At 64.2% G+C, this 21,258-nt stretch carries 20 protein-coding genes; 9 read left to right on the top strand and 11 right to left on the bottom strand.

Translation table 11 applies throughout. The features are described from left to right. Positions 1–205: 205 nt before the first annotated feature. Positions 206–2,035 (bottom strand): aminopeptidase P family protein, encoded by a 1,830-nt coding sequence (locus AC0L3U_RS03045; protein WP_473360634.1) that lies wholly within the window; start codon positions 2,033–2,035, stop codon positions 206–208. A 188-nt stretch (positions 2,036–2,223) separates the two neighbouring features. Here AC0L3U_RS03045 and AC0L3U_RS03050 point away from each other — a divergent pair, with 188 nt between their 5' ends. After that, positions 2,224–2,403, top strand: coding sequence for a hypothetical protein (locus AC0L3U_RS03050; protein WP_027519609.1), 180 nt, complete (start codon positions 2,224–2,226; stop codon positions 2,401–2,403). A gap of 24 nt (positions 2,404–2,427) precedes the next feature. Here AC0L3U_RS03050 and AC0L3U_RS03055 read toward each other — a convergent pair whose 3' ends face one another. Next, a complete protein-coding gene (locus AC0L3U_RS03055; protein WP_473360635.1) occupies positions 2,428–3,315 on the bottom strand; it encodes a 50S ribosomal protein L11 methyltransferase in 888 nt (295 codons plus the stop codon). Between the two features lie 163 nt (positions 3,316–3,478). On the opposite strand from AC0L3U_RS03055, the gene AC0L3U_RS03060 reads away from it, so the two are divergent. After that, a complete protein-coding gene (locus AC0L3U_RS03060; RefSeq protein ID WP_456769831.1) occupies positions 3,479–3,634 on the top strand; it encodes a Flp family type IVb pilin in 156 nt (51 codons plus the stop codon). A gap of 278 nt (positions 3,635–3,912) precedes the next feature. On the opposite strand, the gene AC0L3U_RS03065 is transcribed toward AC0L3U_RS03060, so the two are convergent. Beyond that, positions 3,913–5,523 carry a phytoene desaturase family protein gene (locus AC0L3U_RS03065; protein ID WP_473360823.1) on the bottom strand — a complete coding sequence of 537 codons (1,611 nt, stop codon included), beginning with the start codon at positions 5,521–5,523 and terminating at the stop codon, positions 3,913–3,915. A 176-nt stretch (positions 5,524–5,699) separates the two neighbouring features. Here AC0L3U_RS03065 and AC0L3U_RS03070 point away from each other — a divergent pair, with 176 nt between their 5' ends. Next, the gene (locus AC0L3U_RS03070; protein ID WP_473360636.1) at positions 5,700–7,979 is read left to right on the top strand and encodes a spermidine synthase; all 2,280 of its coding nucleotides are present in this window, start codon (positions 5,700–5,702) and stop codon (positions 7,977–7,979) included. A gap of 34 nt (positions 7,980–8,013) precedes the next feature. Here AC0L3U_RS03070 and AC0L3U_RS03075 read toward each other — a convergent pair whose 3' ends face one another. Then, positions 8,014–9,021 carry a glycerophosphodiester phosphodiesterase gene (locus tag AC0L3U_RS03075; RefSeq protein WP_473360637.1) on the bottom strand — a complete coding sequence of 336 codons (1,008 nt, stop codon included), beginning with the start codon at positions 9,019–9,021 and terminating at the stop codon, positions 8,014–8,016. 161 nt (positions 9,022–9,182) lie between these two features. Between AC0L3U_RS03075 and AC0L3U_RS03080 the strand changes: the two genes are divergently transcribed. The 3 genes from AC0L3U_RS03080 to AC0L3U_RS03090 are packed head-to-tail and all read left to right on the top strand — an operon-like array spanning position 9,183 to position 12,558. Next, a complete protein-coding gene (locus AC0L3U_RS03080; RefSeq protein WP_473360638.1) occupies positions 9,183–10,142 on the top strand; it encodes an acyl-CoA desaturase in 960 nt (319 codons plus the stop codon). 45 nt (positions 10,143–10,187) lie between these two features. Next, complete coding sequence (locus AC0L3U_RS03085) at positions 10,188–11,570, top strand: MBOAT family O-acyltransferase (protein ID WP_473360639.1); 1,383 nt, start codon at positions 10,188–10,190, stop codon at positions 11,568–11,570. Between the two features lie 25 nt (positions 11,571–11,595). After that, positions 11,596–12,558 (top strand): hypothetical protein, encoded by a 963-nt coding sequence (locus tag AC0L3U_RS03090; protein ID WP_473360640.1) that lies wholly within the window; start codon positions 11,596–11,598, stop codon positions 12,556–12,558. Between the two features lie 6 nt (positions 12,559–12,564). On the opposite strand, the gene AC0L3U_RS03095 is transcribed toward AC0L3U_RS03090, so the two are convergent. The 3 genes from AC0L3U_RS03095 to AC0L3U_RS03105 all read right to left on the bottom strand — a co-directional run bounded on the left by AC0L3U_RS03095 (position 12,565) and on the right by AC0L3U_RS03105 (position 15,539). Then, positions 12,565–14,265 carry a fatty acyl-AMP ligase gene (locus AC0L3U_RS03095; RefSeq protein ID WP_473360641.1) on the bottom strand — a complete coding sequence of 567 codons (1,701 nt, stop codon included), beginning with the start codon at positions 14,263–14,265 and terminating at the stop codon, positions 12,565–12,567. Between the two features lie 24 nt (positions 14,266–14,289). Next, positions 14,290–14,544, bottom strand: a complete 255-nt coding sequence (locus tag AC0L3U_RS03100; RefSeq protein WP_018454262.1) for an acyl carrier protein — start codon at positions 14,542–14,544, stop codon at positions 14,290–14,292. Between the two features lie 224 nt (positions 14,545–14,768). Further along, a complete protein-coding gene (locus tag AC0L3U_RS03105; protein ID WP_473360642.1) occupies positions 14,769–15,539 on the bottom strand; it encodes a L,D-transpeptidase in 771 nt (256 codons plus the stop codon). 328 nt (positions 15,540–15,867) lie between these two features. On the opposite strand from AC0L3U_RS03105, the gene AC0L3U_RS03110 reads away from it, so the two are divergent. Next, complete coding sequence (locus AC0L3U_RS03110; protein WP_027519597.1) at positions 15,868–16,191, top strand: hypothetical protein; 324 nt, start codon at positions 15,868–15,870, stop codon at positions 16,189–16,191. 45 nt (positions 16,192–16,236) lie between these two features. Here the strand turns inward: AC0L3U_RS03110 and AC0L3U_RS03115 are convergent, their stop codons facing one another. Beyond that, positions 16,237–16,998, bottom strand: coding sequence for an ABC transporter permease (locus AC0L3U_RS03115; protein ID WP_018454266.1), 762 nt, complete (start codon positions 16,996–16,998; stop codon positions 16,237–16,239). Then, positions 16,995–17,918, bottom strand: coding sequence for an ABC transporter ATP-binding protein (locus tag AC0L3U_RS03120; RefSeq protein ID WP_027570727.1), 924 nt, complete (start codon positions 17,916–17,918; stop codon positions 16,995–16,997). Before AC0L3U_RS03120 ends, AC0L3U_RS03115 begins: the two co-directional genes overlap by 4 nt. Before the next feature lie 281 nt (positions 17,919–18,199). Here AC0L3U_RS03120 and AC0L3U_RS03125 point away from each other — a divergent pair, with 281 nt between their 5' ends. After that, positions 18,200–18,913 (top strand): hypothetical protein, encoded by a 714-nt coding sequence (locus AC0L3U_RS03125; protein ID WP_473360643.1) that lies wholly within the window; start codon positions 18,200–18,202, stop codon positions 18,911–18,913. Positions 18,914–18,994: 81 nt separating this feature from the next. On the opposite strand, the gene AC0L3U_RS03130 is transcribed toward AC0L3U_RS03125, so the two are convergent. Next, a complete protein-coding gene (locus AC0L3U_RS03130) occupies positions 18,995–19,339 on the bottom strand; it encodes a hypothetical protein (protein WP_473360830.1) in 345 nt (114 codons plus the stop codon). On the opposite strand from AC0L3U_RS03130, the gene AC0L3U_RS03135 reads away from it, so the two are divergent. Continuing rightward, complete coding sequence (locus tag AC0L3U_RS03135) at positions 19,315–20,304, top strand: zinc-binding metallopeptidase family protein (RefSeq protein WP_473360644.1); 990 nt, start codon at positions 19,315–19,317, stop codon at positions 20,302–20,304. The genes AC0L3U_RS03130 and AC0L3U_RS03135 overlap by 25 nt on opposite strands. A gap of 22 nt (positions 20,305–20,326) precedes the next feature. Here the strand turns inward: AC0L3U_RS03135 and AC0L3U_RS03140 are convergent, their stop codons facing one another. Next, positions 20,327–21,178, bottom strand: coding sequence for an alpha/beta fold hydrolase (locus AC0L3U_RS03140; protein ID WP_473360645.1), 852 nt, complete (start codon positions 21,176–21,178; stop codon positions 20,327–20,329). Between the last annotated feature and the right edge of the window lie 80 nt (positions 21,179–21,258).

Here is a 21,258-nt window from a genome sequence, read left to right on the forward strand (position 1 = left end):
GATGGATTCGGCGTGCTGCTCGCGTCAAAAACTCGGTGTCATCGCCCGGCTTGACCGGGCGATCCAGTACGCCGCGGCTTCTCCGCATGCGTTTGCTGTCTCTGGAATACTGGATTCCCCGCCTTCGCGGGGAATGACAGCGGGGGTGGAAATGAGCCTTGCGCAAATCGCGTGGTGCTATGCGTCGAGCCCGTGAATGGCAAACTTACGCCTTCAGCTCCGCCGTGGCCTGGTCCAGCCAGGCCTTCGTCGTCTCGTCCAGGGCCGGCCGCACCTCGGCCCTGACGCGCGCGTGATAGGCGTTGAGCCAGTCGAGTTCGTCCTTGCCGAGCATGCCGACATCGATCAGCCGGCGGTCGATCGGTGCCAGCGTCAGCGTCTCGAACGCGTTCATCGATTTTTCCGCGCCCTTGATGTCGGCGGCGACCACCAGTTCGAGGTTCTCGATGCGGATGCCGAAGCCGTCGGTCTTGTAGTAGCCGGGCTCGTTGGACAGGATCATGCCGCGCTTCAGCGGCGTGGTGCCGAGCTTCGAAATCCGCGCCGGTCCTTCGTGCACCGAGAGATAGCTGCCGACGCCGTGGCCGGTGCCATGCTCGAAATCGACGCCGGCGGCCCAGAGATATTGCCGTGCCAGTGTGTCGAGTTGCGCGCCGGTGGCGCCGTCGGGAAAGATCGCCCGCGCGATCGCGATGTGGCCGCGCAGCACACGCGTAAAGCGGTCGCGCATCTCGGAGGTCGGCTCGCCCACGGCCATGGTGCGGGTGACGTCGGTGGTGCCGTCTTCGTATTGCGCACCTGAATCGATCAGCAGCAGATCGCCGGGCACGATCCGCCGGTTGCTCTTGCGGGTGACGCGGTAGTGCACGATGGCGCCATTCGGGCCGGTGCCCGATATGGTCGGGAACGACACGTCCTTGAGCGCGCCGGTGTCGCGGCGGAACGTCTCCAGCGCCTCGACCGCGTCGATCTCGGTCAGCTTGCCGCTTGCCGCCTCGCGATCGATGAAGGCGAGGAAGCGCGCCAGCGCCACCGCGTCGCGCCGGTGCGCCGTTTGCGTGCCCTTGATCTCGGTCGTGTTCTTGACCGCCTTGAGCAGCGCGATCGGATCGCTGCCGCGCACCGGCTTGCCGCCGGCGCCCGTGATCAGCCGGCTGAGGGCGTCGGCCGCGGTCGCATTGTCGAGCGCGATCGATCCACCGCTCTTGGCGAGCGCCATCAGCGTCGGCGCCATCGCATCGGGCTCGCGCACGTCGGCGGACTGCTCGAGATGGTCGCGGGTCAGATTGGAGAGCTTGCGGTGGTCGATGAAGATGGTGGGACGGCCGTCCTTCGGCACCAGCGCATAGGACAGCGGCAGCGGCGTATGCGCGACGTCGGCGCCGCGGATGTTGAAGGTCCAGGCCACGGCATGGCTGTCGGACAGCACCAACGCATCGACGCCTAGCTTGGCGATCTCGCTTCTGATCTGCGTCAGCTTCTCGGCTTCAGTCACGCCGGCATGTTGCATCCCGTGCACCGTGACCGGCGCAATCGGCGGCTGTGGCCGGTCTTGCCAGATCGCATCGACCGGATTGCTGTCGACGGCGACCAACTCGGCACCGGCCTTGGTGCAGGCGGCGGACAAACGCTCGGCTGCCGCAAAAGTGTGCAGCCACGGATCAAATCCTAGGCGGTCGCCGGCCTTCAGGTGTGCCGATATCCAGCTTTCCGGCGGGGGATCGATCAGAGATTCCACGGCCCAGGCCCTTGAATCGACCTGCTTGGCCGCCTGGATCGTGTAGCGGCCATCGACGAAGACCGCGGCCTCGTGCGTCAGCACCACCGCCAGTCCCGCCGAGCCGGTAAAACCGGTCAGCCAGGCCAGGCGCTCTTCCGACGGCGGCACATACTCATTCTGCTGCTGGTCGGCGCGTGGAATCACGAAACCGGTCAGCTTGCGGCGGGCGAGTTCTTCACGGAGCGCGGCCAACCGCGCCGTCAACGCGACGCCGGCCTCGGGCTCCTCGAATGTCTGGAAGTGCGCTTCGAACATGGTGGATCACTTTAGGATCATGCGGATCAGTCCGCAATGTAGACGCATTTGAGGTCGTATCTGGCATGGACTGTGCTTGAACAAGTTCCATTCGAATTGAGTGGAGTACAGGATGCGGCAGTTGCGCTTCGTCCGGATAACAGGGAAATTCGAGCAAGTTGTTCATCTCAACGACGAGGGGACACTCGATGCCAGCGTTCACGTTTGAGAAGATTACGCCGCCGGTGCGCCGCGCCCCGGCTGCGGCAACACCGAAGAAACCGCGCGGCCTCATCAACCAGATGATCGACCGCTTCGCCGAACGCCGCGCGAGGCGCGCCTCGCAGGCCGAGCGCGCGATGCGCCCGGACGAGAAGGCCGCAAAGTAGCGGCATCTACGGCAGCACCCGTACTCACCCCATCTTCCGCAGCAACAGGCTGCTCCATCCCTCGATCCGCAAGTGCTTCAGAGGCACGAGGCCGCGCGCGCGGTAGGCGGCGATCACGGCGGGGACCTGGGGCGTCAACAGGCCGGAGAGGATGACGCGCCCTCCGGTCGCGAGGTGCCGCGTCAACGGGCCCGCCAATTGCCGTAACGGATTGGCCAGGATGTTGGCCAGCACCAGGTCGAACGGGCCGCATCTGCCGAAATCGGCCGCCGCGAATCCGGTGGCGCGGATCACGCGCACATGGTGACCGACCTCGTTCAACAAGGCGTTCTCGGCTGCCACCTTGACCGAGGCCGGGTCGATGTCGGAGGCCAGCACCGCGCGATGCAGCGCCTTCGCCGCCGCTATCCCCAGCACGCCGGTCCCGGTGCCGAGGTCGAGCACGCGGCCGGGCCGGGTGCTTTTCAGGACATGGTCAAGCAGGAGTAAACAGCCGCGTGTGGTGCCGTGATGGCCGGTGCCGAAGGCGAGAGCCGCCTCGATCTCGATGGCGAGCTTGTTTGGCGCCACGCGGTCGCGGTCATGGCTGCCGTGGACGACGAAGCGCCCGGCCGGCACCGGGACGAGATCTTGCAGGCTCGACTTGACCCAGTCCCTGGCTTCGACAGTGTCGAAGGCCAGCGTGTCCGCGATCTCATTTCCTGCTGAAGTTGCAACGAGTTCGCGCAGCCATGCCCGGTCCGGCGCGTTCGCGAAATGCAGCGCGACGTCCCATTGTCCGTTCGGCTGCTCGAAGGCGACGACGGCCGCATCCTCCTCGAAGAACATTTCGGTGAGGACGTCGACAATGCGCCTGGCGGCGATCTCGCTGCCGATCGAAAAACTGGCGCGATGGGTGGGGGAAGGCTGCATTCTCAGGGTTCCGTCCGGTTCAAGTTTTGGAACTTTTGTTCCCATTTTTTCCGACAACTTGCATTTAAGAGATTAACCCGACCGCAGGTTGTACCCCGTACATTTCCGGGTGTTGGGCAACCCACACAGCTTGAAATAGAATAGGAGGCGAAACTTGAAGCGCATGATTTTGAAGTTCTGGACCGACGATTCAGGTGCAACCGCAATCGAATACGGTCTGATCGCAGCCGGTATCGCGCTGGCGATCATCACCGTGGTGAACGGCCTGGGCACCACGATGAACGAGAAGTTCACCTCGATTAGCACCTCCTTGAAGTAATTTCCGCCTTCCATCTCCCGGCGGGGCCATTTCTCCATACGACTGCTTTCGAGCCGCGCCCGTCGGGGGGAATTGCCCCCCGGCGGGCGGAAGTCGTTTTGGGATTGGCTTTCACAGAATGCCCACAGGCTTTCCGGTGGTTTTTCCGGACTTTGTCCACGGATTATTCCGCCGCACATCCCCGGATTTTCCGCCGACTTGTACCAGGCTTGAAGGGGCGTTACCCACCGCTCTTTCACAGCTCTGCCAACAGCCTTGTCCACAGCCCATCCACGGGCTTATCCACGGCTTCCGAACAGGCTGCGGTGATCCCTCAAAATCGCCTGCGCGGCGTTGTGGCCGGGCGCGCCCGTGACGCCGCCGCCGGGATGGGCGCCGGAGCCGCAATGATAGAGGCCCTTCACGGGCCCGCGATAATCGGCGTGGCCCAGCATCGGCCGGGCCGAGAACAGCTGGTTCAGCGTCAGCGCGCCGTGAAAGATGTCGCCGCCGAGCAGGCCGAACTGCCGTTCGAGATCGAGCGGTGACAGGATCTGGCGGCCGAGCACGCTGGTCGCAAAGCCCGGCGCGTATTTGTCCACCGTCGCGATCATGAGGTCGGCGACCTCGTCGCGATGGTCGTCCCACGACTTTCCATCGGGAAGCTCCGGCGCCACGTGCTGGCAGAACAGGCTCGCGACATGTTGTCCTGCGGGCGCGAGCGTATCGTCGAGCGTCGAGGGGATCAGCATTTCCACGACCGGCTCTCGGCTCCAGCCGTGCGCGCGGGCATCGAGGAAGGCGCGGTCCATGTAGCCGAGATCAGGGGCCAGGATAATGCCCGAGGTGAGATGATCGCCGTCGCCCGGCAACGCCGTGAACGAGGGCAGGCGGTCGAGCGCGACGTTCATGCGGAAGGTGCCGGAGCCGTTCTTCCAGTGCCGGATGCGGGCGAGGAAGTCGGCCGGCAGCGCATCGGCCGCGACCAGCCGCGTATAGAGCAGCTTCGGATTGACGTTGGCCGCGACATATTTCGCGCGGATGGTCGTGCCGTTCTCCAGCGCCACGCCGACCGCGCGGTCGCGCTCGACGATGACCTCGCGCACGCCCGCATCGGTGTCGATCACAACGCCGTGGTCGCGTGCGGCGCGTGCCATGGCCTGCGTGATCGCGCCCATGCCGCCGATGGCGTGACCCCAGACGCCCTTCTTGCCGTTCACCTCGCCGAAGGCGTGATGCAGCATCACATAGGCCGAGCCTGCGGCGTAAGGGCTGGCATAATTGCCGACGATGGCATCGAAACCGAACAGCGCCTTGACCAGATCATGCTCGAAACGTTCGTCCAGCATCTCGCCGGCCGAGCGGGTGAAGAGATCGAGCAGGCTGCGGCTCTGCTCCAGCGACAGCCCGCGCAGGATGTTGGCGCTCTGGAATGCGTTGACGGCCTCGCGGATCGAGGCCGTGCCGAAGCCATCGAGCAGGTTTGGCGGCGCGCGCAGCACGAATTGCCGGAGCACGTCGGCGATATCTTCCAGCTCGCGCGAAAACCCGTCGAGCGCGTTTGCGTCGCGCGCGCTCAGCCGTGCGACGGATGCTTGCGTCCGCCCCTCGCCAGTGAGGAGATAGCTGCCGTCGGGAGCGGGCAGAAAATTCTGCGCGCGCCGTTCGACGATGCGCAGGCCCTGTTCGGCCAGCTTCAAGTCACGGACCACTTGCGGGTTAAGCAGGCTCACGGTGTAGGCCGCCACCGAATTGCGGAAGCCCGGATGAAACTCCTCCGTGACCGCGGCCCCGCCGACCACCTTGCGGCGCTCGACCACGCGCACGCGCAAGCCGGCCATCGCGAGATAGGCCGCGCAGGTGAGGCCGTTATGGCCAGCGCCGATGATGATGACGTCGGTTTCGATCATGAAGGGTGCAAGCTGTTCCACGGTCATTCCGGGACGGTCTGAGCGACCCGGTTCGGAATGACATCTGTATATGAAGCATTCCCCGCTGCAACATCACGAGACCCTTTATTGCTCGTTCAGGCGCCTTGTGCTCCATTGCGCGCGCCCGGCGCCCGCCGGGATATGCTGGAGCTTCCATGGATTCGATCGTGCAACCCGCCGCCACGGAGCAGCCGTCCTCGTCACGCAACCGGCTGCTGCTGACGGTCTACACCGCGGCGATCTTCGTCAGCGCGCTGTTGCTGTTATCGGTGCAGCCGCTGTTCACGAAGATGGTCCTGCCGCGGCTCGGCGGCTCGCCGGCGGTGTGGTCGGTGGCGATGGTGTTCTTCCAGTCGCTGCTGCTGGCGGGCTACGCTTATGCGCATGTGTTGATGCAGGTGAGGAACCGCATCGTTCCGGTGGTGGTGCATCTGGTGCTGCTGATTGCGGCCTTCGCCACGTTGCCGCTCGGCATCGCCTCGGCCTATGGCGATCCGCCCGCTTCGGGCTACGCGGTCTGGCTGCTCGGTCTGTTCGTGATCTCGATCGGGCTGCCGTTCTTCGCGCTCGCCGCCAACAATCCGTTGCTGCAGGCCTGGTTCGTCCGCACCGGGCATCCTGCCGGACATGATCCCTATTTCCTCTATGCGTCCTCCAACATCGGCAGCTTCCTCGCCCTGCTGTCCTATCCGTTCCTGCTGGAGCCGATGTTCACGCTGCACACGCAGAACCGGCTCTGGACCGGCGGTTACGGCATTCTGATCCTCCTGATCGCCGCATGTGGCGTGCTGCTGTTGCGCTCGCCGAAGCTGGCCACGGTCGATGCACGAACCGAAGATTTGAATGCGCCGGCGCCCGGTTTCATGACGCGGCTGCGCTGGATATTTCTCGCCGGAGTGCCGTCCGGCTTGCTCATCGCCGTCACCGCGCACATCTCGACCGACGTTGCGGCAGCGCCGCTGCTGTGGGTGCTGCCGCTGTCGCTATACCTCTTGACCTGGGTGGTGGTGTTCCAGTCGCGGCCGCTGCTGCCGCACAAATGGATGCTGATGCTGCAGCCGGTCGCGATCGCGGGCGTCGTCTTCCTGCTGGCCTTCGGCGGCGAACAGAACCTGCTGCTGACGCTCGGCGGGCATCAATTGTGCTTCTTCGTCATCGCGATGGCCTGCCACGGCGAATTGGCGCGGACCCGGCCGGCCGCGAAATACCTCACCGGATTCTATGTCGCGCTGTCGTTCGGCGGCATGGTCGGCGGCCTGTTTGCAGGGCTGGTTGCGCCGTTCACATTCTCCTGGATCGCCGAATATCCGATCCTGGTCGCGCTTGCCGCGCTGTGCCGGCCGCCCGCGAACGAGCGGCTGGCGGGCTTCGTCAAATGGTATTGGCTGGCGCTTGCCGCACTGGTCGTCGTGCTCGTTGCGCCCTTTGCCACGACGGGCGCCCTGTCGAGCTGGTTCGAGGATCACCGCGTCTGGCTGGCCAGCGGCGTCGGCGTGCTCGCCGCGCTCCTGGCGCTGACGGTCAACGCCGGCCGCTGGAAGATATTCGCCACCGTCGCGCTCGCGCTGGCGCTGATCCGGGTTTATCCGGCGGACGAAGGCCGCGTCACCACGGTGCGCAGCTTCTTCGGCGTGCACAAGATCGTGGTGACGCCCGGCGGCTATTTTCACGTGCTGATGCACGGCACCACGATCCACGGCGCCGAGCGTTTCCTCAACAATGACGGCACGCCGGTCACCGGCCGGCCCGAGCCGATCACCTACTATCACAAGGATGGCGGCATCGGTCAGGCCGTCAGCGCGATCCGGGAACGCAAGGGCGCTCCGTTGAAGGTCGCGGCGATCGGCGTCGGATCGGGCACGCTCGCCTGCGCCGCCGAGCCAAACGAGAGCTGGACATTCTTCGAGATCGACCAGTCCATGGTCGACGCGGCAAGCGATCCGAAGAATTTCCGCTACATCTCGAGCTGCATGCCGGGCCTGAAGCCGGTGATCGGCGATGCCCGCCTCACCTTCGCGAAGGAGCCGGACGGCGCCTATGATCTCATCATCGTCGACGCCTATTCGTCCGATGCGATCCCGATCCATCTTGCGACCGAAGAAGCGATGAAGATCTACAAGGACAAGCTCGCTCCGCACGGCGCGGTGGTGATGCACGTCTCCAACCGCCACCTCGATCTCGAGACCGTCGTGGTCGGCATCGCCGATGCCAACGATCTCAAGAGCTGGGTCTACAACGAGGATTCGGGGCGCGATGGTGACTACATCTTCTCGACCGACGTCGTGATATCCGCCCGCGAGGATGCCGACGTCGGCAGGCTCGCATCGTCGAAATCATGGGAGCAGACCGAAGCCGACGACAGGGTGCGGGTCTGGACCGACGATTACTCCAACATTTTGGGCGCGCTGTACCGGCGCTTGCGGGACGGGGAGTAGGGACAGTTCGTAGCAGAAAGCCTGCGGCTCGACCTCACGGCTCCACCGCTGTCCCCGCGGGCAACGTAATTCCCTTCTCGCCCGCGACCTGTCGCAGCAAATCGGGCCTATCGGAGATGATCCCGTCGACGCCGATCTCGATCATGCGCGTCATGTCCTCAGGTTTGTTGACCGTCCAGACCACAACCCGCAGCCCGAGGGCATGGGCCTCGGCAATCAGCGCCGCGGTCACATCGCCGAAATAGGGTGACCAGACCGCGCCGCCCGCAGCCTTGATGGTTCGGGGCAGCGACCCGCCATGATCGGCCGGGCTGAACCCCGCCGTCCAGCTGGTCGCCTTGTCCAGCGCCACCGTCTGGCTCGAGCCGCGCTGGAGCGTCAGGTACACCGTCGGCATCTTCGGTGCCTGCTGCTGGACGAGCAACAGAGTCCGCCAGTCGAACGACTGGATCATGACGCGGTCGGAGAACTTTTCGGCTTCGATCAGGGCGAGCAGCCTGGTGACGAAAGCTTGCGGATCGAGCGTCTCGTCCGGATGGTTCGGATCGATCTTGGTCTCGATGTTGAAGCGCACGCGCGTATTGCCGGATCTGCGCACCAGCGCGAACAGCTCGCTCAGGGTCGGAATGCGGGTCCCGGGCATGGCGCGCTGGTCGGGGAATTGCTTGGCGTAAGGGCTGTCTGGCCGGATCCGGCCGACGTCGTAGGTCCTGACATCGGCGAGCCGCAGCTTCGCGAACGGCGTGCCGGGAGGCGCGACGTAAGAGCCGCTCGCATCCCGCGTGATATCAGGGTTGAGCCCGCGCTCATGCGACACAACCACTTCGCCGTCTGCGGTGATGCCGACGTCGAGCTCCAGCGTGTCCACGCCCATCGACAGCGCATTGGCGAAGGCCGGAAGCGAGTTTTCCGGCAACAGCGCCCGCCCGCCGCGATGGGCCTCGAGGTCGAAAGCCGAATCAAATGCCGAATCGAATCCCATGGCCGGTCCCGCAATGAGAAGTGACAGTACGGTCAAGATCGTCGCAGCACGTGACGGCATGGCGGCTCGTGGGGCAAGGGGAAAGGGGCGATATTTCAACGCGTTTTGGCGCGTCCGGCCGATTGTATAGGTTTTCGTGGCTGTTGAAACCTTGGGCGGTGGCTTGGGTTGCGGCCGGCGCGGGGGTATGTACTCATAGTCGGTGCCCTGGAATCCCGCCCGTGCAGCAGCAACGCGATCATCGAATTATCCGCAGCCGGCATTTTCGCCGGATGCAGCGCCGGCATTTCATCATCTTCGACGTTTTGCCCTTCGTCGGCACGCTGCTGGCGTTGGCCCTTCTGCTCTACCACCCGATCGGCGCGATGGAGCTTGGCCTGTTCGTCGGCTTCTGGCTGGTCACCGGGCTCGGCCTCACCGTCGGCTATCACCGGCTCTTTACCCACCGTGCCTTCGCGACCTCCACGGCGATGAGTGCGATCCTGGTCGCGATGGGATCGATGGCCGGCCGCGGTCCCATGCTGTCCTGGGCGGCAATGCACCGCCGGCACCACGAATTGTCCGATCACGAGGGCGATCTGCATTCGCCGCGGCTGCACGGCGAAGGCGCATTCGGCCGCCTGCGCGGCTTCCTGCACGCACACCTGACCTGGATGATCGAGCACGATTATCCCAACGTCGCGCACTATGTCCCGGATCTGATGGCGGATCGCAGGCTGGTTGCCGTCAACAGCTACTATTACACGTGGGTCGGTCTCGGCCTGGTGCTGCCGGCCGCGATCGGCGGCCTCGCCACGATGAGCCTGTGGGGCGCACTCACCGGCTTGCTCTGGGGCGGCGTGGTGCGCATGTTCGTGGTCGAGCAGACCATGTCCGCCATCAACTCCGTGATGCATAGTTTTGGCGCGCAGCCCTTCGTCACCCGCGACGACAACAGCCGCAATCTCGGCGTCATGGCCTGGCTCGCCTGGGGCGAGGGCTGGCACAACAACCACCATGCCTTTCCCTATTCCGCGGCGTTCGGCCTGCGCTGGTTCGAGTTCGATCCGGGCTTTATTTTCATCAGGGCGCTGGAAGCGCTGGGACTGGCCTGGGACGTCAAGGTGCCGAGCGAGGAGAAGATTGCGCGACGCATGCTACGGCAGCCGGGCGACGCTGCGCCCGACCTCGAAACGGGCTGAGCATCATCCGCCGGCTCACGCCGGCGATGGCGCGGCTTTGAACCGATGCTGTTCAACGACTATCCCTTTCTCCTGGTCTTCCTGCCCGCGGCGCTGCTGATCTATCGCTTGGCCGATCCCTATCCGGGCTTGCGTATCGGCGTGCAGGTCGCGCTGTCGCTCGCCTTCTATGCCTGGGGCAGCCCGTCCTTCATCCTGCTCCTGATCGGCTCGATCGCGATCAATTGGCTCGCCTCGGTCGCCTATGGGCGCGTGAAGTGGCCGGCGGTGCTGACACTGGTGATCGTGCTCGATCTCGCGGTGCTGGCGCTGTTCAAATACGCCAACTTCCTTCTCGCCAATCTCGGCCTCGTCCTCGGTACGACGCTGCCGGTGCTCGACGTCGGGTTGCCGCTCGGCATCTCCTTCTTCACCTTCCATCACATCATGTATCTGGTCGACCTGAAGCGCGGCAGGGCTCCGCTCTATACGCTCGACCGCTACGCGCTCTACATCGCCTTCTTCCCGCAGGCGATCGCCGGCCCTCTGGCGCGCTGGTCAGAGGTGATGCATCAGTTCGGCAGGCAGGTCTACGTTCCGGGCTGGCAGCGCCAGTTCTGTGTGGCGACCTGCTTCATTGCGATCGGCCTGTTCGAAAAAATCGTGATCGCCGACGGCCTCGCGCATCTGCTCGATCCGATCTACGCGCAGGCAGCGAACGGGCCACTTCCGAGCGGCGATGCCTGGCTCGCCTTCTGCTTCTCCTTCCAGATCCTGTTCGATTTCTCCGGCTATTCCGACATTGCGATCGGCCTCGGCCTGCTGTTCGGGGTGCAATTGCCGTACAATTTCAATGCGCCGCTGCGCTCGACCAATATCCAGGATTTTTGGCAGCGCTGGCACATCACCCTGATGCTGTTCCTGCGCGACTACGTGTTTTATCCGCTGGTCAATCTCCGCCTGTTGCCGCGGCACTGGCTACCCGTACAGTTTTTCGCCGCCATGATGATCACGATGGCGTTGTGTGGCCTCTGGCACGGCGCGAGCTGGACCTTCGTGTTGTGGGGCGTGCTGCACGGGCTTGGGCTGGTCGCCTGCACGCTGTGGCGTCGCTATGGTCCGGAGTTCCCGTCATGGCTCGGCTGGACGCTCACCGTGCTCTTCGTGCTCGCGACCGGCGTGATTTTTCGCGCGGGCTCCGTGGAGGCGGCCTGGCATGTCTTCTTTGGGCTGGTTTCGCCGCTGCCGCTTGAGCGCGGAAAGCATTTGTGGCCGCTGATCGCAGCGCCGCTGTTCGCCTTCCTGCTGCCGGCGAGCCAGGACATCGTGGCGGTGCTCACGCGTCGCCCCAATCCGTGGCTCGCTGCTCTGCTCGGTCTTGGGCTATTCGCATTGCTGCTTCACATGGGTGGTCGGGATCTCCATGACTTCGTCTACTTCAAGTTCTGAGACCGACCCCGGCTGGGGCCGGAGCTTGCTCGCGTGTCTGGGCACGCTGACCGGAGCTGCGCTGCTGGTGCTCGCACTGGTGGTGGCGGTCGATCCCTATGACAGCGGCAAGCTCGGCCTGCTCGGTATCGACGGCGTCGACAATCGTCTGACCCAGATCACGGCCGCGAGCCGCGCGAGGAATCCGGATTTCAATGCCGCGATCCTGGGCAATTCGACGGCGCAGATGATCGAGCCGATGGAATTGTCGCGGGCGACCGGCCTGCGGTTCGTGCAGCTCTACATGACCGGTGCGTTTCCCCGCCAGGAGCTCGCGGTGCTGGACTTCTTCCTTCGAAATCACCGGGAGGTCGGCGCACTGGTGATCGTGACCGACCCTGGCTGGTGCACGCATGCACGGGCGAAGGAGGAGGGCGGCGTCCCGTTTCCCGACTGGCTCTATGACAGAAGCGTCGTCACCTACGCTGCGCGTCTGATCTCATGGCAGGCAATCGAGCACGCTTTTCAACGGATCAGTATTGGGCTTGGCCGGCGACCACGGATGAACCCTGACGGCTTTGTCAGCTACGAGGACATCTGGCCGCCGGGTCAATTCAAGGAAGTCGGCTGGCCCAGGGATCCGGCGCCGTCCTTGTCCGCCGAGATGCGGGCGACATTTCCCGAGATCGCTGCGCTGGCAGGTATGCTCAGGACATTGCCGGCCGATGTGCCGGTCGTGATCATCGTTCCGCCGACCTTCGCAACGACTGTGCCGAAGCCCGGTACGGAAGCCGCCCTGGAGCGCCGCGCCTGCGACGCGGCGCTGAAGAAAGTGGTCGCGGGCCGACCGCGCAGCAATTTCATCAACTATCGCGTTGATAACGATCTCACGCGCGACCGCGCCAATTTTGCCGATTTCATCCATTATCGCCCAATTCTCGCGCGCAAGATCGAGCAGGGGATCGCTGCGAGCCTGCGCGATGGGGAGAGCGCGAAGATCGATTTCTGAGTCGTCTCAGCCGAGCTGCTCAAAACCGCCATCGAGCCAGAGTTTGCGCGCCAGCTTGCGCTGGATCTTGCCGCTGGTGGTCTTCGGCAGGGTGCCGGGCCGGATCAGCGCGATGTGGCGCGCGGAGAGTTCGTGGTTGTCGGCGACGGCCTCGCGAATTAGGCCCCTGATCGCTTCGGTGTCGATTGAGTGACGCGCGGTGCGCTCGATTTCCTGGACGATGACGAGCATTTCCTCGCCGGTCTCGTCCGGCACCGAGAACGCCGCGCCGCAATTTTCGCGCAAAGCTCCATCGAGCGATTGCACGGTGCGCTCGACGTCCTGGGGATAATGGTTGATGCCGCGGACGATGATGAGGTCCTTGATCCGGCCCGTGACGAACAATTCGCCTGTCACGTCGAGGAAGCCGAGGTCGCCGGTGCGCAGCCACGCCCCGTTTTCGCCGGCAATCTGCGCATTGAGCCCCTCGCGCGTCGCCTCGTCGTTGTGCCAATAAACGCGGGCAATATTGGCGCCGTTCACCCATATTTCACCGACGCGGTCGGCGGGCAGGCGTGTGTGGTCGTCCGCGTCAACGATGGCGATCCGTTCGCCGGTGAGCGCGCGGCCGCAGCCGACGGCGACCTGCGTATCTTCGGCGCTGGAAGGCGCTTCCACCGCATGGGCCTGAAGCGCCGTGCGGCTCACGCTGCGCGTGACATGACCCTCGCCACGGCGTCCGCCGGAAATCAGGAGCGTCGCTTCCGCCATTCCGTAGGCGGGATACATTGCGCGCGGGTCGAAGCCGTGGGGCGCAAATGTCTGGATGAACCGCTGGATGGTCTCCGCATGCACCGGCTCTGCGCCGTTCAGCGCGATCCTGAGCGAGGACAGGTCGACGCCCTCCATCTGGTCGGCGCGATAGCGGCTGACGCAGAGGTCGAAGCCGAAATTCGGGCTGCACGCCACTTCCGCGCGATAGTGCGAGATCGCGCGCAGCCAGCCAAGCGGCCGCTGCATGAACGCATTCGGTGCCATCAGCACGCAGGTCGCCCCAACATAGAGCGCCTGCAGCGCGTTCAGGATCAGCCCCATGTCGTGATAGAGCGGCACCCAATTGACGTAAGTCGATTGCCGGGTGTTGCCGAGCGCGAGCCGGATCATCTCGAGATTAGCGAGCAGATTGGCGTGGCTCACCATCACGCCTTTGGGCGCGGACGTCGAGCCGGAGGTGTATTGCAGGAAGGCGGTGTCGTCCGGCGCCGGCTCGGGCAGCTCGATTGTCTCACCATCGGCCGCGGCGAGATCGACCTCGATCCAGCGGATGTGCTCGTGCGCGAAGCGTGCCCGCAGATCACCACGGAGCAAGACGGCCGAATTGGTCAGCGCCACCGCCGGCGTGCAATTGGCGAGGATCGCGGCGCTGGCATCGCGCGCGCTGTTTCGCCGCGGCATCATCATCGGCACGGCGATGATGCCGGCCATCAGACAGCCGAAGAACGCCACCATGAATTCGATGCCGGGCGGAAACACCAAAATGGCGCGGTCGCCGGGACGCGCGGCCGCGGTCAGTCGCGACGCGAGCGCGCCCGCGGCATCGTGCAGCTGTCGAAAGCTGAAGACAGCTTCCTCCGTCCCGCGATCGGAGACGAAGACATAGGCGCGGTCGTCGGCCTGCTCCGCCGCACGCCGGGCCAGCAGTGCCACGAGCGAGCGGAAGGTTTCCATGGGTTGCGCCGGCTTCAGCCGCCCTCAGGCGGCGGGGCGGATTGCGCGCTTGTCGGCGAGAAATCGCGACAGCGCCTCAACGGTCGGATGGTCGTAGAAGTCGTCGGTCGATAGTTCGAGGTCGAGCTTCTCCTCGAGTTCCATCATCAGGTAGACCAGCATCGCCGAATCGAGGCCGAGGCGGCTGAATTTCGTGCCGATGTCGACGCGGTCGCTCGAAATTCGCAGGATATTTGCCAGGGCGGTAACGCAGAAATCCGAAATCTGCTCGCGTGTCATGTCATGTCCCAGAAACAATGGGAACGACAATAAGGGCGACCCCCTGGTTGTCAATTTGGCCGGAACGCCACTGCGTTGAAGGTTGTGGACTGTTGCTTCCTTGCGTCGGCCGGTGCCCAATCCGTGCACAGGCTGGCGCTATTCCTGCGGTCGACTGCCGCAAGCGCCCGCCGCGGCAGCGGCTTTCTGATTCGCTGGCGCGGCAACGCCGCGTTCAGATAGGGTCAGTTCTGGTAGTAATAGCCACGCGGTTGGTAAACCTGCCGGGGCTGCGGCTGATAGTAGGTGCCGTTGTCCTGATTGTAATATTGCTGCGGCTGCTGCTGATAGACCTGCGCGTCATAGAGCGGACGGCTGCCGCGCGGCGCCGGGTAGCGCGCGCCGGTGTCGCTGCCGTCGGCCGGATAGATGTAGTTGTCATCCTGCGGCATGTAGCGGCGGGTAGGTGCGGCCTGAGGCGTCAGGTTCACGGGATCGCCTGATGTGGCGTACTGCTCTTCGGCGGGCTGCGGCGCGCGGGCCACTGCCGTTGGGTTGCGGCCACGCGGATTGCGCGCCAGCGCCACCTGCGCCGAGCCGGTCAGCGTCACCGTGGTGTTGAGCACGCCCTGCTGCTGCACCAGCGCGTAGAGCGTCGTGGCATTCTGGCGCGACAGCCGCACGCAGCCATGCGAGGCGGGCGTGCCGAGCCGACCGACCGAGTCGGTGCCGTGGATGGCGTGCCCGACCTTGGTGAAGAAGATCGCGTGCGGCATCGGCGCGTCGTCGAATTCCTTGGAGTAGTGATCCTCTTCCATGCGGAAAGTGCGGAACGCGCCGTTCGGCGTCTCCCGCGAGGGGATGCCTGTCGACACCGGCCAGTGGTAGCGCGCGACCCCGTCGACAGCGACGGTCATCTGCTGATTGTCCTTGTCGACGGTGATCTCGACCTTGGCCTGCGCGGTGCCCGCGCTCAAAAGCATCAGGGAGGTGAAAGCAATAAAAAACGAACGCATCTGACTTGTGGCCTCCGGCCTGTTCACACTAGGCGCCGCGGCTCTCCGTCCCCCGGCGTGCACTATGCCTGCAATCCGGCTTTCGTTCCAGCGGCCTGCAAAGCTAACCTTATTGCCATCGTTAACGCGACGCCCGGCGTAAGCAAGGCCGCTTTGTGCCGCAAAGCCCGCGGCGGCGCTGACATTTTCGCGAGCGGGAGATGCGTTCATAATGCCGACAATTCATCAGAATGGCGCAACCATCCGGGCAACCATTTGGCCGCATCGGCGTTGATGATCGTTGCCTCGACCGGCGGCTTCCGCCGCCGGTTTTACCTTGGGAATGAAGATGAACAAAGTTTGCGTCGCCGCCGCCTCTCGGCCGGCCGGTCTGCCTTTCCGTCTGCTCTTCGCTGGCGCCGCCGTTCTGGCCGCGCTGTCCTGCATCCCACAGCCTGGCCATGCCCAAGGCATCGTTCGGGGCGCCCAGGAAGGTTCTTATGAAGGCAACCGGATCGCCGGCCCCGTCGGCGGCGTGGTGGGTGGCGCGGTCGGCGCCGGTGTCGGCGGTGCCGTCGGCGCGGTCGAGGGGGTGTTCGGCATTCCCCATCGCGGCCACCGTCGCTGCCGCGGCTATTACGACGGATACAACCGCTTCCACTGCTATCGGTAACCCCTGGCGATTCCGGGGCGCACGTGCCCGGAATGACGGCCGGGGTCAGTTCTTCAACCGATATCCCGTGCGGAAAATCCACCAGATCACGACCAGGCAGATCACCAGGAACGCCGTCGTCATGCCGATGCTGACGGCCATGCTGACGTCCGCGATCTCGTAGAAGCTCCAGCGGAAGCCGGAGATCAGATAGACGACCGGATTGAGCAGCGCCACCGTGCGCCAGGCGGGCGGCAGCATGTCGATGGAATAGAAGCTGCCGCCGAGGAAGGTCAGCGGCGTCACCACCAGCATCGGGATCATCTGGAGCTTTTCGAACCCGTCGGCCCAGATGCCGATGATGAAGCCGAATAGGCTGAACGTCACCGCCGTCAGCACCAGGAAGGCCAACATCCAGACCGGATGGTGGATGTGCAGCGGCACGAACAGGCCGGCCGTGGCGAGGATGATCAGGCCGAGGATGATCGATTTGGTCGCGGCCGCGCCGACATAGCCGAGCACGATCTCGAAATAGGAGATCGGCGCCGACAGGATCTCGTAGATCGTGCCGGTGAATTTCGGGAAGTAGATGCCGAACGAGGCGTTGGCGATGCTCTGCGTCAGCACCGAGAGCATGATCAGGCCCGGCACGATGAAGGTGCCGTAGCTGACGCCCTCGACCTGGCTGATGCGCGAGCCGATCGCGGCGCCGAACACCACGAAATACAGCGAGGTCGAGACCACCGGCGACACGATGCTTTGCAGCAGCGTGCGCCAGGTGCGCGCCATTTCGAACAGATAGATGGCGCGGACAGCGCGGTAGTTCATGACGCCCTCACGAGATCGACGAAGATGTCCTCGAGCGACGATTGCGTCGTGTCGAGATCGTTGAAACGGATACCGGCGGTGCGGAGGTCGCCGAGCAGGCTGGTGATGCCGGTGCGCTCGCCCTTGGTGTCGTAGTCGTAGACCAGGGTCGCGCCGCCGTCGCAGAGGTCGAGCTCGTAATGCCTGAGGCTCTCCGGCAGCGCATCGAGCTTGCCCTGCAGATGCAGCGTCAGCCGCTTCTTGCCGAGCTTCTGCATCAAAGTGGCCTTGTCCTCGACCAGCACGATCTCGCCCTTGTTGATGACGCCAATGCGGTCGGCCATCTCCTCGGCTTCCTCGATGTAATGCGTGGTCAGGATGATGGTGACGCCGGATTGCTGGAGCGTGCGCACCACCTCCCACATGCCCTTACGCAGCTCGACGTCGACGCCAGCGGTCGGCTCGTCCAGGAACAGGATCTGCGGCTCGTGCGACAGCGCTTTGGCGATCATCACGCGGCGCTTCATGCCGCCGGAGAGCGTGATGATCTTGCTGTCCTTCTTGTCCCACAGCGAGAGGTCCTTCAGCACCTTCTCGATATGATCGGGGTTCTTCGGCTTGCCGAACAGCCCGCGGGAGAAGCTCACGGTCGCCCACACGCTCTCGAAGGCATCGGTGTGCAATTCCTGCGGCACCAGTCCGATCAGCGAGCGCGCCTTGCGATAGGAGGTCTGGATGTTCTCGCCGCCGACGAGGACCTTGCCTTCGCTCGGATTGGCGATGCCGCAGATGATCGAGATCAGCGTGGTCTTGCCGGCCCCGTTGGGGCCGAGCAACGCGAAGATCTCGCCGCGCTTGATGTCGAGATTGACGTTCTTGAGCGCCTTGAAGCCGGACCCATAGGTCTTCGACAAATTGGCGACGGAAATGATGGAGGACATGATGGCCGCAAGTCTGAGGGGGCGAAGGCTGGGGAGGGGAGGCTGGAACCTGCCGGGAGGGGCGGGTCAGCGGAGCCCTGAGATAGGAAGGCCCTTGCGCGGCTGCAATTAGCCGGAGAAGAATGGCCTCAAAACAGGCCCTTCCGTGGCAGGTTTCGGGCAAGTGTTGCGCGATGGTCACGGCTTGCTGCTAAGATCGCCGTTCACGCGGCTCTTTGTTGCGTCTGCGAGCAGGCCATGGCTACGATTCCGGCCGAAGCATATTCCCAGGGAAAAGATCGATGAGACCGAACGGCCGTCACGCCGCTGGCGCCAGCCAGTTGTCCGCCCTCCGTGCCTGGGCGATGGGCCTGCTCCTGCTGTCAGCTGTTGCCATCAGCCCGACCACCGCCAAGGCGGCGCCGAGCCAGGCTGCGGTCGCGACCACGCATGTCTACCTGCTCCGCGGCGTGCTCAACATCTTCTCGCTCGGGCTCGACACGATAGGCGCCCGGCTCCAGGCGCAGGGCATCCCGGTGACCGTCTCGAATTTCGTGTCCTGGTCCTCGCTCGCCGATGAGGCCGCCACCGCCTACAAGGCCGGCCGGCTCAAGACCATCGTGTTGGTCGGGCACTCCTCCGGCGCGACCGCGCTGCCGGACATGATCGCCAAGCTCAACCGTCTTGGCGTGCCCGTGAAGCTCGCGATCGGGCTCGACTCCGTGTTCAAGACCAAGCTGTCGACCGGCGCGGAGCGCTACATCAACATCTATATCGGCGACGGCCCCGGCGAGCCGGTGAAGCGCGCCGACGGTTTCCGCGGCAAGCTCGACAATGTCGACGTCCGCGGCTCCGGCGTCGGCCACATCTCGATCGACAAGAACGAGGCGATCCAGCGCCGCGTGATTGCCGAGATCGACGCCGCAATCATGCGCTCGCGCGCACCGGCTCCGGTTGCCGAACCCGGCACGCCCAGGCCGGCGCGCTCGGCGGCAGCAACGGCTCCCCGGAATTAGGCCCTTCGCCGCAAACCCCTGAATTGACAATGCCGCCGTCATGCCGACGGCGGCATTGTCGTATCTGGAGAGCCAACTCGATCACCTGCCGGTCGAATGAAGGGAACTCGGCACGCGGTGTGGTGTTGTCACACCATGACAAGGAAACGAAACGTCGGCCCCATGGCGGTTCAGCCCGAGCGGGCGTGGGCCGGTCGACCTGTTTCCGAAAATGTCCTTGAGAAAAAGCCGCAGCCGCAATCGCGCCAGTTGAGCGCGACGCGAGCCGGCCTGCTGAGGCAGCACGCGCTGCGAACGCAGCGTGCGCTGCTCGCCGGCAACAGCGACGGTCGCAAGAGATAAGAGTTCCTCTAATTGACAGCCCGGTGTTCTGGTGTGCCGTCTGTCTGGGGCCAGTCCACGTGAAGTTTTTTCAGTGCCCGTCATGCCGCCATCCTGTCTCGTTCGAGCACGTCGCCTGCGCGAATTGTAGCACCGAGCTGGCGTTCGATTCGTCGCGCATCGAGATGACGAAACTTGCACCCCATCAAGCTTGCCGTAACCGCGAGATCATCGGTTGCAACTGGGGTGTCGAGGGCGCGGACTGGTATTGCGGCTCGTGCCGCCTCACGCGTACGATTCCAGACCTCGTCAGCACCAGAAACGTGATGCTGTGGCGCCGCATGGAGGAAGCCAAGCGCCGTCTTCTCTATGATCTCAGTCGCCTCAGGCTTCCGCTTGCATCGCGCAGCGGCGCACCATTGGCGTTCGACATTCTCTCGGACGAGGTCAGTCCGATCCTGACCGGGCATCTGTCGGGCCTCATCACGCTCAACCTTGCGGAGGCCGATGATGTCGAGCGAGAGGCTCGCCGCGTGGCATTCCGGGAGCCGTACCGCACGTTGCTCGGGCATTTCCGGCACGAGATCGGTCACTTCTATTGGGACCTGCTCGTTGACGGCACGACATTCCAGGCGCCGTTCAAGCTGATCTTCGGTGACCAGGCGCAGGACTATCAGGCCGCGATCAACACCTATTACAGCCGCGCCGATCGTTCATACGACCGAAGCGGCTTCATCAGCGAGTACGCTACGTCCCACCCCTGGGAGGATTGGGCGGAAACGTTCGCGCATTTCCTGCATATCGTGTCGACGCTCGACTCGCTGGCAGGTTTGCCGTTGTCGCTGGACGAGCGCGCCCGCCAGACCCTGACGGATCCCTATCTCGAGAGCGACTTCGAGGCACTCCTGGCCCTGTGGATGCCGCTTGCCCGCAGCATCAACGAACTCAACCGCTCGCTCGGGATGAGCGACGCATATCCGTTCGACATATCGCCGGCGGTCAATGGCAAGCTGCATCTCGTCCACATGGCGATCAGCGCATTCCGCGATCAGCAGAGCCTGGCGGCGTAAACGTCGCGGCGGACAGCTCCCGTTACGTCAGGAAGGCGCGAATGCTGTCCGCGATCTCCTTCGCATGCGTCTCCAGCGCGAAATGGCCGGTGTCAAAGAACTGCACCACGGCGTTCGGATTGTCGCGCTTGAATGCCTCGGCGCCGGGCGGGATGAAGAATGGATCGTTCTTGCCCCAGACCGCCAGGAACGGCGGCTTGTGCTTGCGGAAATAGTCCTGGAAGGCGGGATAGAGCGCGACGTTGCTCTTGTAGTCGCCGAACAGGTCGAGCTGAACGTCGTCCGAGCCTGGACGCGCGAGGTAGAAATTGTCGAGGTTCTGACCGTCCGGTGACACGATCATCGGATCGGGTACACCATGCGTGTACTGCCAGCGCGTGGCTTCCGGGGTGAGGAGCGCGCGCAGCGCATCGCGATTGGCCGGCGAGGGATCCTGCCAATAGGCCTTGAGCGGAGTCCAGTTGTCGCTAAGGCCATCCTCATAGGCATTGCCGTTCTGCGAGATGATCGCCGTGATCCGCTCGGGATGGCTGAGCGCAAGCCGGAAACCAGTCGGCGCGCCGTAATCGAAAACGTAGACCGCGAACCGGTCGAAGCCGATCACTTCGGTGAAGCGTTCGATCACGCGTGCGAAATTGTCGAACGTGTAACGGAAGCTTTCGCGCGAAGGCATGTCGGATTGGCCGAAGCCGGGAAGGTCGGGCGCCACGATATGAAACCTGTCCGCAAGCAGCGGAATGAGGTCGCGAAACATGTGGCCTGCGCTGGGGAAGCCGTGCAGCAGCAGGAGTTTTGGCGCCCCGACAGTGCCGGCCTCGCGATAGGCCACCTTGAATCGGTCGATACCCGCGCTGCGGTACGTGATCGAGGCCATGACATTCTCCATTTGGACGTAACCGTACAAAAGCTATATAAGAGGTTACATCCTGTCGTCGTAACTTGTCAACTGCGTCT

It is taken from the genome of Bradyrhizobium sp. Kon69, from assembly GCF_055807515.1.